This window comes from Pedobacter sp. WC2423, from assembly GCF_040822065.1.
Classification (GTDB): Bacteria; Bacteroidota; Bacteroidia; order Sphingobacteriales; family Sphingobacteriaceae; genus Pedobacter.
This window is the reverse complement of the sequence record NZ_CP162005.1, coordinates 3,711,905-3,723,881: the sequence shown is the minus strand read 5'-3', so window position 1 is coordinate 3,723,881 and position 11,977 is coordinate 3,711,905. Positions and strand designations below refer to the sequence as shown.

Here is an 11,977-nt window from a genome sequence, read left to right as displayed (position 1 = left end):
CTCATATTCAAAAACATTAAATTGTTTTCTTTTTTTAGCAAAAGTTGTATCTTGCGCCCTCTTTAGAAATATAAATAATAGATATTATGGGTTTTATGACATTTTTGCGGAATCGCATGGGCATTATCTTAGTGGGCGCCATCGGTTTTGCAATTGTTGCATTTTTAGTCGGTGATGCAATTAACGTAGGAAAGCCTTTCTGGGCAGCATCTCAAAAAGTTGTTGGATCAGTAGATGGTGAGGACATCAACATCGATGAATTCGGTCCTAAAGTAGATCAGAATTTACAACAGTTCAAACAACAGTACGGCGGTAGTGCTAATCCTCAAATGACAGCTATGGCTGTTGACAATGCATGGAATGGTGAATTGGCTACTTTACTGTTAGCTAAAGAATATCACCGTTTAGGTTTAGGTATCTCCAGCGAAGAATTGTTCGATTTATACCAGGGTAAAAATCCCAGCCCGCTGATCGTTCAATATTTTGGTAATCCTCAAACTGGTCAGGTTGACCGTGCTGCGGTAATCAATTCACTGAAACAACAAGCGACTAATCCTCAGTTGAAACAACAATGGGATTTATTGGAAGCTGAAGTTGAAAAACAAGCTTTACAGCAGAAATATGCTAACTTAATTAAAAACTCTGTTTACGTAACTTCTATTGAAGCTAATGATGAATATCAAAACAGAAATAAACTGGCTAACTTTAACTATGTAAGCCTGGATTATGCAAGTATTCCTGATGCTTCAGTTAAGCCTTCGGAGTCTGATTACTCAGAATATTACAATAACAATAAAAAGAGATTTGATAACCCTGCGGAGACCCGTTCATTTGAATATGTTTCTTTCAGTGTTAATCCAACTAAAGAAGATTCTGCTGCTGTTAAAGGCCAGATTGAAAAATTAGCTTCGGATTTCAAAGCTTCTAAAAGTGATTCTTTATTTGCAGCAGTTAATTCTGATGTAAAAGTTCCATATGCTTATATCAGCAAAGGTAAATTAGATCCTAAAATTGATTCAGCAGTATTTGCTTTGCCAGCAGGTAGTTTCTACGGGCCTGTGTTTAGCGGAAACTCTTACAAACTGGTTAAAGTTATCGACACCCGTTTTTCTCCTGATTCAGTTAAAGCAAGTCATATTCTTTTAGACGCAACCAAATTAGGTGGTGTGGATAAAGCGGAGAAAATGGCTGACTCTTTAAAAAACCTGATTCAAAAAGGTGCAAGTTTCGCTGAACTGGCTAAAACCTACAGTGTAGACGGATCGAAAGATAAAGGTGGTGAACTGGGTACTTTCTCCAGAGGACAAATGGTTCCTGAATTTGAGAATGCAGCATTTAATGGTCAGGTTGGTGAGCTTAAGGTAGTACGTTCACAGTTTGGAGTACACTTAATTAAAATCGAAAAACAAATTGGTTCTTCTAAAGTAGCTAAGCTGGCTTACATCGAGAAAAACCTTACACCAAGCAGCAAAACTAAAGATCAGGCTTATAAAAAAGCATCTAACTTCCTGAATTTAGCTAAAGGTGATAACTTTAGTGCTGAAGCTAAGAAATTGGGTTATAAAGTAGCAGTTGCAGATAGAATTACAGGAAGTCAGGGTTATGCACCAGGATTAGATAATCCCCGTCAGTTGATCCGTGATGCTTTCGCAGCTAAAAAAGGTGACGTGTTAACAGAAGTTTATCAAATGGATAATGCTTTCGTTGTAGCACACGTTACAGACATTAAAGCGAAAGGTATCCTGCCTCTTGATGCAGTTAAAAAGGATATTGAGCCAATGGTGATCAATGCGGTTAAAGCAAAGATGCTAGCGGAAAAATTAAGCAATGCAGCTAAAGGTGCTGGCAGTCTGGCTCAGGTAGCTCAGAAAGTTGGTAAAACAGTTACTCCTGTTTCTAATATTGTTTTCTCTAACCCTATTGTACCGGGTGCGGCACAGGAAAATAAGCTGATAGGTAGTGTATTTGGTTCAGCACCAGGCAAAATATCTAAACCAGTTGATGGTGAGCACGGTGTATATGTATTTACCGTAAACGGATTTACTAATCCTGCACCAATCGGAAATACTTACAAACAAAAAGAAACTATGCGTCAGGTGATTGCTCAGAAGTCATTAGGAGCAGCATTCCAGGCATTGCAAGATAAAAGTGACATAAAAGACAATAGAGTGAAATTCTATTAATCTTATTTTACGTAATTTTGAAACCGGAAGTACATCACTTCCGGTTTTTTTATTTTAAGCGAAAATGGATATTCAGGAAAATATAGTCAATAAGGTTGCTTCCAGTGGTTTAGTTACTTTCAATCTGGAGCTTTACTATGATCAGGGGGAAAGGGTAGTTTATGATATTAAAGAAAACCTGTTCCATGGCCTGATGCTTAGGGAAAAAGATTTCAGAGAATTTATTAAAGCCCATGACTGGGCTTCTTATACAGGGAAAAATGTAGCCGTTATTTGCAGTGCAGATGCCATTGTACCTACCTGGGCTTACATGTTACTGGCCAATAAACTGAAGCCTTTTGCAAATGAAGTCGTTTTTGGTGGTTTAGATACACTGGAAGCTGTTTTATTCAGTAAAGCCCTGGCTAAAGTTGATCTTTCTGTATACCAGGATGCCAGGGTTGTCGTGAAGGGCTGTGCAGATATTGACGTTCCGGTATCTGCTTATGTGGAGATCACTTCTTTGTTAACTCCGGTGGTAAGAAGTATCATGTATGGTGAACCTTGCTCTACAGTGCCTATCTTTAAACGAAAGGATTAGTTTTTTGGAGGAGTTTTTGTTTAGATCAGGTATGAGAAAATTATTTTTGATGTTTGTATTTTTGATTACCATCGCTGATGCTGGAGCTCAGGAGTTACCATTAAAGAAAGAACCGGTCTTTCAGGCTGGGGAAGTTTTATCTTATAAATTGAAATATGGCTTTATCACAGCAGCAGAGGCTACGATTAAAGTCATGAATTCAGATCTCAAATTTGAGGACAAGGAGACTTATAAACTGGTAGTCGATGCAAAAACTTCGGGTACCTTCGATATTTTTTATAAAATCAGGGATCATTACGATTCTTATATAGACAAGACCAAACTGACTCCTTATTTTTATCAGGAGGACGTTAAAGAAGCAAGTTATACCAGGAAGGACAAAGCAAGGTTCACACAGGAAATAAAAAAGGTTGTTTCTAATAAGGGTACCTTTACTGCACCAACAAATCAGACCTTTGATCTGGTTTCTGCTTATTATTTTGCCCGTAGTCTGGATATTTCCAGGCTGAAGATCGGGGAGAAGTTCAAGCTGAATTATTTTCTGGGTGATGGCATTCATCAGCTGGAAATCAAATATGTTGGAAAAGAAGTTGTAAAAAGTAAATTAGGAAATATACGTTGTCTGAAATTCAGCCCGTCTATTGAACCAGGCAGAATCTTTAGAAAAGACAGCGCTTTGTATCTCTGGATTACTGATGATGGCAACAGAGTGCCTGTAAAGGCTCAGGTAGAGATTATCGTGGGCGCGGTCACTATGGAAATTAAATCGGCTGATGGATTAAAGTACCCGCTGGCTAAAGAAAAATAAGGAACCATCATGATTTTTCAAATTACACGACGAAATTGAATATAAAATCATGATAGCTTAATAACCGCTGAAAAGCAAATATATTCTGATAAAAATGATAGAAGTACAAAATACCCTGATACACGAAGACGTTATACGCGAAAATTTTGTGTGTAACCTGAATAAGTGTAAAGGTATCTGTTGTGTGGAGGGAGATGCAGGAGCACCTTTAGAAGTGGCTGAAACAGCTATTCTTGCGGAGATTTATCCTAAGATAAAACATATGCTTGCGCCAAAAGGGATCGCAGCTATTGAAGCATATGGTACCTCTGTAGTAGATGCAGATGGGGATCTGACTACACCATGCGTAGATGGTAACAAAGAATGTGCTTATGTTACTTTCGAGAATGGAATTACTAAATGTGCGATCGAGAAAGCACACGAGCAGGGAATCGTAGACTGGCAAAAACCAATCTCCTGTCATTTGTATCCGATCCGGATTACAAAATACCCGGAATTTGATGTCCTTAACTATGACAGATGGCATATCTGTTCTGATGCCTGTGCATTCGGAAGGGAACTTAAAGTACCAGTCTATACCTTTTTAAAGGGACCGCTGATCAGAAAATATGGCGCTGACTGGTATGAAGAATTAGAAAATAGTGTATCTTCAAACCTATAATCATAAAAATATAAAATTTTGAAAGGAATAATTTTAGCAGGGGGGAGCGGCACCAGGTTGCATCCCTTAACTCTGGTCATGAGTAAACAAATGATGCCTGTTTACGATAAACCAATGATCTATTATCCATTGTCAACATTAATGCTGGCTGGAATCAAAGAAATACTGATTATTTCTACCCCTCATGACCTTCCTAATTTTGAAAAGCTTCTGGGAGACGGCAGCAGTTTAGGCTGTAAATTTTCTTATGCTGTTCAGCATGAACCTAATGGTCTTGCACAGGCTTTTGTTATTGGAGCTGACTTTATTGGAACAGATAAAGTTGCACTTGTTTTAGGTGACAACATCTTTTATGGTGATGGAATGACTAAGCTATTACAGGCAAGTTCTGATCCTGAAGGAGGAGTTGTTTTTGCTTACCGGGTATCTGATCCTGAACGCTATGGAGTAGTGGAATTTGACGCGGATAAAAAAGCAATATCTATTGAAGAAAAACCTGTAGCACCGAAATCTGATTATGCAGTTCCAGGACTATATTTTTATGATAACAGTGTGGTAGAAATTGCAAAAAATATCAAGCCTTCTCCACGTGGTGAATATGAAATTACCGATGTAAATAAAGTATATCTTGAGCAGGGAAACTTAAAAGTTGGTGTGTTGAGTCGTGGAACAGCCTGGTTAGATACAGGAACTTTTGTTTCCTTGATGCAGGCCGGACAATTTGTACAGGTGATTGAAGAACGTCAGGGTTTAAAAATCGGATGTATTGAAGAAGTAGCTTACAGAATGGGCTTTATTGATGCTGAACAACTGCGTAAAATAGCAACCCCGCTTATTAAAAGTGGATACGGTGCTTATTTGCTGAAAATGATCAAATAAATTTAAAACAACTTAACCAGAAAAATGAATTATAATTTGCCTGAACTGCCTTATATAGGGGTAGATATTGGAGGCTCTCATATTACAGCAGCACACGTAAGTGCTGCTGATTTGAAAGTAATAAAGAGTTCGCTGATCAGAGAACGTGTAGCTTCTATGGAAGGTGCTGAGGTAATCATTAAATCATGGGTTGATGCTTTATTACCGCTGATTGAAAAACGAGGCGAAGAAACTACCTATGTTGGTATCGCAATGCCCGGACCTTTCGATTACGAAAAAGGTATTTCCCTGATGAAAGGAACTAAAAAATATGACTCTTTATATGGGTTGAATGTTTTAGAAATACTTGCTGAAAAATTAAATATCCCTACCAGTCACATTCTTTTCAGGAACGATGCTGAATCGTTTTTGCATGGTGAGTTAGCTTCTGGAGCAGTAGCGGGTGAGAAACGTGCATTAGGAATTACACTTGGAACGGGATTAGGCTCTGCAAGCAATTGCCAGGGTAAAACCGTAGATTCAGATCGTGCATTTATTCCATTTAAGGATAGTATTGCTGAGGAGTATATTTCTACCAGGTGGTTTTCAAAACGCTATAAAGAGTTAACAGGAAAAGAGATTAAAAACGTAGAATCTCTGCTTGAATCTGATGAACAAGGAATCAAGGATCAGATATTTGAAGAATTTGGCCAGAATCTGGCAAGCTTCCTTAATGATTTCATTGCGGAAGAAAAACCTGATGTTATTGTCATCGGCGGGAATATAGCCAAGACATGGGATTATTTTATTCCGGAGGTGAAAAAGCATCTTAAAAATCAGCAGGTAACTTTAAAACAGAGTATCATGTGGGAAGATGCAGCTTTAGTTGGAGCAGCATATAGCTGGCAGCTGGCTTAAGGTAAGTACCCTAAAAAGGAAAGCGCCGTTCCCTGTTTCAGGAGCGGCGCTTTTTATTTATATAGCTTTTGTTGCTTCTTTCAGCCAGTTGCTTTCTTCCTGAGTTAATCTTGGACTCAGCTTTTCAAAAACTTCTGCATGGTAACTGTTTAACCAGTCAATCTGTGATTGGTCCAGTAATTCTTTTTTCACAATTGTAGTATTGATCGGAGCAATAGTCAGGGTTTCAAAACCATAGAATTCATTAAACTCATTCACTTCAACCGCAATCGTCTGCACCAGGTTCTCTATACGGATACCATGTCTTCCCGGACGATATACACCCGGTTCAATAGACGTGATCATACCCAGCTCTATGGCGACCGGAGTATTGGTTGGGTTGAATACTTGCGGTCCTTCATGTACATTCAGTAAATAACCTACACCATGACCTGTTCCATGACCATAATTAATCGCATAGTCCCATAAAGGTTTTCTGGTAATGGCGTCAATCTGATAGCCACACGTTCCTTTAGGGAATTTAGCTTTACAGCCATCAATCATACCTTTCAGCACAAGTGTATAATCAGTTTCTTCTTGCTCAGTAGTAATACCCATTGGGATGGTACGGGTAACATCCGTTGTGCCATAAAAATACTGGCCTCCCGAATCTACCAGGAACAGGCTTTCAGGAATTACTTCTGCATCACTTTCTGCAGAAGCTGAATAATGAGGTAATGCACCATGTGCTCTGAAGGCGCTTATTGTCGTAAAACTATCTCCAATAAAACCATCTTGCGCTGCTCTGTACTGACGTAGCTGTGCAGCTGCAGAAAGTTCTGTAATCTTGGTTTTTCCGATATTTTCTTCTACCCATTTGAAAAATCTGGTGAGTGCAACACCATCTTTAAGCATTGCTTCACGGGTATTTGCAATTTCTGTTTCGTTCTTAACTGCTTTCAGGCTGGTAGAAGGATTGGTTTCCTTAATGATTTTTACCGAAGAAGGAACCAGCTTCGCATAAGCATAGCAGTTACGTTTAGGATCTATAAATATCGAGGTGTTTACAGGGAGCTGAGTCAGCGCACGTTCAATTTCTTCGTAAGGAAGAACTTCAACTCCGCTTTGCAGTAAAGTAACTTTTTCAGCTTCCGTTAATTTATCAGGGTTAATGAATAAAGTAGCATGATCCTGATTAATTAATGCGAAGGCTAATACTACAGGGTTAAAGTTTACATCCTTACCTCTGATATTGAATAACCAGGCAATATCATCCAGTGAGGAAACCAGGTGATGATCTGCCTGATATTTAAGCAATGTGGCTCTTACTTCAGTCAGTTTGCTGCTTACCGATTGTCCGATATGTTCATCTGCGATTAAAAATGCCGGGTCAGCAGGCAAAGATGGACGGTTTTCCCAGATCGGGCTTAAATAATCTTTGCTGACCAATTGAATGTCCCTGTTGGATAGTTGCTGGGTAAGCAGGTCGCCCAGTAAGACAGAAAGTAATTTCTCATTCGTTGCTACGATAGCACCTTTATCCAATTTTTCACTTAACCACTGTATGTGTTCTGGTGCATGCTGAACTTTTTGTTTAACCAGTTCAAAACCGCTGCCAGCTAATTGTTCGGCACCTTGTTCGAAATATCTGAAATCAGTCCACAGACCAGCAAAATCGTGTGTAATCACTAAGGTACCTGCTGAACCGGTAAACCCTGAAGTAAATGGGATACACTTATAATGTTTTGGCAGGTATTCACTGATATGAGGATCAGCAGATGGGATGATATAGGCCTGTACATTATCGGCCTTCATTTGTTTACGTATTTCGCGTAGTTTATCCTGATATGTCATATTGCAAATGTTGTTGTATAGAATTTGATGTCCAAATTTAACGAATTTATTGACACCCTTGAGACAATGGAGGTTTTGAAGACAGGTCAGAAAAAATAGTTGCTGAAAAGTGGCCTGAACAGATTATAAGGTGAATTTTCAATTATTCTTTAGCAATAACAACAAAAACACGCCGTTATAGGAGTTTTAATTTATCTTTGAGGTCGAGGAGAAGAATATGGGATTGAAAATGCGTATAACGTATAGAGACACAGATTATGTGTACGAAATTATAGATGGTGCAGCAATAAATAAAGACACTACCGAATTGAAAATAATTTTAAACGGGCAGCCGGTAACTTTATTGAAAAACGTTAATCAGGTTTGGATGCAGCAGGAGAGTGAATTTACTATTGAACCTGATCTTGCTCAGGCTTTAGGAAGATCTGTATCTTTACGCTACCGCATGTAACCACAACACTATATCCTTACAAAAGCTTCCTGAACCGTTGCTTTTGATCACTTCAGGAGACCTGTTTTTTTCGAAAGTTCTTTCTATATGCTATCTTTACGTTAACATAAAAACAGCTTAAAAGCGGGAACTAAAATGATAAAGGATTCTTTTGACCGTATACATAATTATCTGCGTATATCGCTAACGGACAACTGTAATCTACGTTGTTTTTACTGTATGCCAGAAGAAGATTATGAATTCACACAGGCTTCAAAGTTGATGCAGGCTTCAGAAATTGAAGCACTGGCAAAAATATTTGTAGGCGGGGGAGTCACTAAAATCCGGCTCACCGGAGGAGAACCACTGATCCGTAAAGATGCAGCACAAATCATCTTATCTCTTTCCAGATTACCAGTAGATCTTTCTTTCACCACTAATGGTGCCAGGCTGCATGACTTTATAGAGGTACTGCTGGAAGCGCGTATTCAAACTATTAATATCAGTCTGGATACCCTGGACGCTGATAAATTCAGAATCATTACCAGAAGAGATCTTTTTCAGCAGGTCAAAGCTAATATTGATCTTTTATTGAAGCATAAAATCAAGGTTAAGATTAATGTGGTGATGATGAAGGAATTCAACGATACGGAGATCCTGGATTTTATAGCATGGACAAAAGATGCCCCTCTGGAAATCCGCTTTATAGAATTTATGCCTTTCGAAGGAAACCGCTGGACGAGTAATCAAGTGATCTCACTGGAAGAAATTCTGGCCCGGGTCAAAACTAAATATGACTTTAATTTGGTGACAGCTGGTTTGAATGATACGGCTAAACACTATCATATTACAGGACATGCTGGCACATTTGCAATTATCAGCACGATGACGGCTCCCTTTTGCGGTACTTGCAACCGGATGCGTTTAACAGCAGACGGTAAGCTGAAAAACTGCCTCTTTTCAGTTACTGAAACAGATCTGCTTACCCCTTTACGAAAAGGAGAAGATGTATTGCCTTTAATTCACGAATGTATAGGCAGCAAGGCCGAAGCACTAGGCGGGCAATTCTCCGGATTATTCGAAAATATAAAACCCGATACTATTCACAATAGAAGTATGATCACTATTGGTGGTTAATACGTTAAGCCATTGCTATGATCTCTGTTCATGATGCTAAATTATTAGTACAAGAAAATATAAAAACACTACCAGCTCAGCGTGTTCCTTTGGCTATGGCTGCAGGTTATACTTTACATACTGATGTTTATGCCAGAACAGCTATTCCTGCTTTCGAACAATCTTCTATGGACGGTTATGCTATCCGTTTTGAAGAACGTGAAAATGCTTTAACCCTCAACGGAGAAATGCAGGCAGGTACAGAAAATCAGGCTGTTTTATGGCCAGGACAGGCTGCCCGGATATTTACAGGTGCTCCTTTACCCGCCGGAGCAGATACAGTGGTCATGCAGGAAAAAGTTAAGGTAGCTGATGGTATTTTAACTATTCTGGATACAGCATTTGCGGAAGGTGCTCATGTGAGAAACAAAGGCGCCGAAACTCAGCAAGGTTCCCTGGCTATACAGAAGGATTGTTTTTTAACACCTGCGGCTATAGGTTTTCTGGCCGGAATAGGAGAAACTGAGGTGGAGATTTACGGAATTCCCTCAGTGGGTATTATTATTACTGGTAAAGAATTGCAGCAGCCCGGAAATGACCTGGCTTTCGGACAAGTTTATGAATCCAATTCTTATACACTGACTGCTGCTTTGCAACAAGCACAAATCACAAAACTCAAGGTGTATACTGCAGATGACAACCTGGATGAACTTACCCTTGTTTTACAGCAGGCGCTTCAAAATCATGAAGTAGTTTTGCTCACTGGCGGTGTGAGTGTGGGTGATTATGATTTTGTGATCAGTGCGGCTGCAAGATCCGGAATCACTACGATCTTTCACCGCATCAAACAGAAACCCGGAAAGCCGCTGTATTTTGGCAAAAAGGGAGATCAGGTAATTTTTGGTTTGCCCGGAAATCCCTCATCTGTACTGAGTTGTTTTTATCAGTATGTGCTGCCAGGATTACGAAAAATGTATAATTACAACGGAAAGGGGCAGTTTAATGCACTTCAAACCAGGGAGGCAGTTTTAACCCATGACTATCACAAAGCATCTGGCCTTACCCATTTTTTAAAAGCATATTTTGAAGAGGAAAAAGTTACGCCACTTTCTGCACAGGAATCCTTTAGAATGAGTTCTTTTGCACAAGCAAACTGTATGATTGAACTGGAAGAAGAAGAAACGATATTTACAGCCGGCACAAAGGTGAAGATTTATCTTTTTCCAGCATAAACAATTGAAGATGAAAGTGAAAATTTTGCTATTCGGGCGTCTCATTGAACTTTTGAACCAGGAACAACTCCTATTGGAAGATGTCGCTGATACGAATGAAGTTCGCAGTCGTCTGGAGTTACAATTTCCTGCATTGAGCCAGGTAAAATATCGGCTGGCTGTCGATCAAACAGTAATTAACGGGAATAAAGATTTAACAGACGATATGACTATTGCTTTAATGCCACCATTTTCGGGAGGTTAAAATGAATATAAAAGGTGAAGCCCGCTACCAGCGGCAAATATTACTAAAAGATTTTGGTCTGACCGGTCAGCAGAAACTCTTTCAGGCCAGTGTACTGGTGATTGGTGCAGGTGGATTGGGTTGTCCGGTTTTGCAGTATCTCGCTGCAGCTGGTATCGGTACCCTGGGTATTGTAGACCATGATATGGTGGAACTGAGTAACCTGCACAGACAAATTTTATATACCGTTGCAGATGTGGGGCTTTCAAAAGCATCCTGCGCAGCAGAAAGATTAAAAAAATTCAATCCCGATATCACTATCATTCCCTATCAGTTACAATTGACAAATCAGAATGCAGTATCCATTCTGAGTGAATTTGATATCGTGATTGATGGATCAGATAATTTCCCGACACGGTATATGATCAATGATGCCTGTGCATTATTAAACAAGCCTTTAATCTATGGCGCATTGTCAGAATCCGAAGGACAGGTTGCTATCTTTAATGTGGCGGGTGCTGATGGCGTTAAAGTGAATTATAGAGACGTTTTTCCGGCAGCTCCGCAACCAGGTGAAGTTTTAAATTGTTCTGAGGCAGGAGTACTGGGTGTTTTACCAGGGATTATTGGTACCATGCAAGCCAGTGAAGCGATCAAATTGATTTCGGGAACAGGAACACCACTAATCAACAAAATGATCATTTATAACCTGTATTCGGGAGAAACTTATAAACTCAGATTATCACCTGCGGATTCAGCAGAGGCAGCTTTACCAGCTGATCTGGAGGCTTTTGCTCAAATGAATTATCAATGGTTTTGTGGGATTAAGCAACAAACCGGAGAAGTCAGAGAAATGAGTCCGGGAGAGTTTAATGCGGTAAGACAAGAGGAAGATTTTACGATTATTGATGTGCGTGAGCCCGGCGAGCTTCCTCAGGCATCCGGATTTGACTATATTAGTTTACCACTGTCTATATTAAGAAAGGAAATCCCGCCTATTGCAGGAAACAAAGTGATCCTGTTCTGTCATTCTGGAATCAGAAGCGTCATTGCCGGAGAGTTATTGCTGGAAGCTTATCCCGATAAAGAATTTTACAGCCTTAAAGGTGGCATTTTGCGCTTGAACTTTTAACAA

Annotated in this window: 12 protein-coding genes; 11 read left to right on the top strand and 1 reads right to left on the bottom strand. The window is 39.6% G+C overall.

The window, feature by feature from the left end:
• Window positions 1-116: 116 nt before the first annotated feature.
• The 6 genes from AB3G38_RS15315 (at window position 117) to AB3G38_RS15290 (ending at window position 6,008) form a co-directional block, all read left to right on the top strand.
• Complete coding sequence (locus tag AB3G38_RS15315; RefSeq protein WP_367864747.1) at window positions 117-2,183, top strand: peptidylprolyl isomerase; 2,067 nt, start codon at window positions 117-119, stop codon at window positions 2,181-2,183.
• Window positions 2,184-2,247: 64 nt separating this feature from the next.
• Window positions 2,248-2,763 carry a DUF2480 family protein gene (locus AB3G38_RS15310; protein ID WP_367864746.1) on the top strand — a complete coding sequence of 172 codons (516 nt, stop codon included), beginning with the start codon at window positions 2,248-2,250 and terminating at the stop codon, window positions 2,761-2,763.
• 31 nt (window positions 2,764-2,794) lie between these two features.
• Entirely contained in the window at window positions 2,795-3,571 is a 777-nt protein-coding gene (locus AB3G38_RS15305; RefSeq protein ID WP_367864745.1) for a DUF3108 domain-containing protein, read from the top strand.
• 94 nt (window positions 3,572-3,665) lie between these two features.
• Window positions 3,666-4,232, top strand: coding sequence for a DUF3109 family protein (locus AB3G38_RS15300; protein ID WP_367864744.1), 567 nt, complete (start codon window positions 3,666-3,668; stop codon window positions 4,230-4,232).
• Between the two features lie 18 nt (window positions 4,233-4,250).
• On the top strand, window positions 4,251-5,111 hold the full coding sequence (gene rfbA, locus AB3G38_RS15295; protein ID WP_367864743.1) for a glucose-1-phosphate thymidylyltransferase RfbA: 861 nt from the start codon (window positions 4,251-4,253) through the stop codon (window positions 5,109-5,111).
• A 24-nt stretch (window positions 5,112-5,135) separates the two neighbouring features.
• Window positions 5,136-6,008 carry an ROK family protein gene (locus AB3G38_RS15290; RefSeq protein WP_367864742.1) on the top strand — a complete coding sequence of 291 codons (873 nt, stop codon included), beginning with the start codon at window positions 5,136-5,138 and terminating at the stop codon, window positions 6,006-6,008.
• 57 nt (window positions 6,009-6,065) lie between these two features.
• On the opposite strand, the gene AB3G38_RS15285 is transcribed toward AB3G38_RS15290, so the two are convergent.
• On the bottom strand, window positions 6,066-7,841 hold the full coding sequence (locus AB3G38_RS15285) for an aminopeptidase P family N-terminal domain-containing protein (RefSeq protein WP_367864741.1): 1,776 nt from the start codon (window positions 7,839-7,841) through the stop codon (window positions 6,066-6,068).
• A gap of 229 nt (window positions 7,842-8,070) precedes the next feature.
• Between AB3G38_RS15285 and AB3G38_RS15280 the strand changes: the two genes are divergently transcribed.
• From AB3G38_RS15280 to AB3G38_RS15260, 5 genes are all read left to right on the top strand, one after another.
• Window positions 8,071-8,292 (top strand): hypothetical protein, encoded by a 222-nt coding sequence (locus AB3G38_RS15280; RefSeq protein WP_367864740.1) that lies wholly within the window; start codon window positions 8,071-8,073, stop codon window positions 8,290-8,292.
• Window positions 8,293-8,427: 135 nt separating this feature from the next.
• Window positions 8,428-9,408 carry a GTP 3',8-cyclase MoaA gene (moaA, locus tag AB3G38_RS15275; protein ID WP_367864739.1) on the top strand — a complete coding sequence of 327 codons (981 nt, stop codon included), beginning with the start codon at window positions 8,428-8,430 and terminating at the stop codon, window positions 9,406-9,408.
• A 17-nt stretch (window positions 9,409-9,425) separates the two neighbouring features.
• Entirely contained in the window at window positions 9,426-10,619 is a 1,194-nt protein-coding gene (gene glp / locus AB3G38_RS15270) for a gephyrin-like molybdotransferase Glp (RefSeq protein WP_367864738.1), read from the top strand.
• Window positions 10,620-10,629: 10 nt separating this feature from the next.
• Window positions 10,630-10,863, top strand: coding sequence for a MoaD/ThiS family protein (locus AB3G38_RS15265; protein WP_367864737.1), 234 nt, complete (start codon window positions 10,630-10,632; stop codon window positions 10,861-10,863).
• A 1-nt stretch (window position 10,864) separates the two neighbouring features.
• Window positions 10,865-11,974, top strand: coding sequence for a ThiF family adenylyltransferase (locus tag AB3G38_RS15260; RefSeq protein WP_367864736.1), 1,110 nt, complete (start codon window positions 10,865-10,867; stop codon window positions 11,972-11,974).
• Window positions 11,975-11,977 lie beyond the last annotated feature (3 nt).

What these genes read in the sequence shown, in the direction of transcription:
- AB3G38_RS15315 (WP_367864747.1), top strand. Translation starts at nt 117, where the DNA reads ATGGGCATTATCTTAGTGGGCGCCATCGGTTTTGCAATTGTTGCATTT.
- AB3G38_RS15310 (WP_367864746.1), top strand. Translation starts at nt 2,248, where the DNA reads ATGGATATTCAGGAAAATATAGTCAATAAGGTTGCTTCCAGTGGTTTA.
- AB3G38_RS15305 (WP_367864745.1), top strand. Translation starts at nt 2,795, where the DNA reads ATGAGAAAATTATTTTTGATGTTTGTATTTTTGATTACCATCGCTGAT.
- AB3G38_RS15300 (WP_367864744.1), top strand. Translation starts at nt 3,666, where the DNA reads ATGATAGAAGTACAAAATACCCTGATACACGAAGACGTTATACGCGAA.
- AB3G38_RS15290 (WP_367864742.1), top strand. Translation starts at nt 5,136, where the DNA reads ATGAATTATAATTTGCCTGAACTGCCTTATATAGGGGTAGATATTGGA.
- AB3G38_RS15285 (WP_367864741.1), bottom strand. Translation starts at nt 7,841, where the DNA reads ATGACATATCAGGATAAACTACGCGAAATACGTAAACAAATGAAGGCC.
- AB3G38_RS15280 (WP_367864740.1), top strand. Translation starts at nt 8,071, where the DNA reads ATGCGTATAACGTATAGAGACACAGATTATGTGTACGAAATTATAGAT.
- moaA (WP_367864739.1), top strand. Translation starts at nt 8,428, where the DNA reads ATGATAAAGGATTCTTTTGACCGTATACATAATTATCTGCGTATATCG.
- glp (WP_367864738.1), top strand. Translation starts at nt 9,426, where the DNA reads ATGATCTCTGTTCATGATGCTAAATTATTAGTACAAGAAAATATAAAA.
- AB3G38_RS15265 (WP_367864737.1), top strand. Translation starts at nt 10,630, where the DNA reads ATGAAAGTGAAAATTTTGCTATTCGGGCGTCTCATTGAACTTTTGAAC.
- AB3G38_RS15260 (WP_367864736.1), top strand. Translation starts at nt 10,865, where the DNA reads ATGAATATAAAAGGTGAAGCCCGCTACCAGCGGCAAATATTACTAAAA.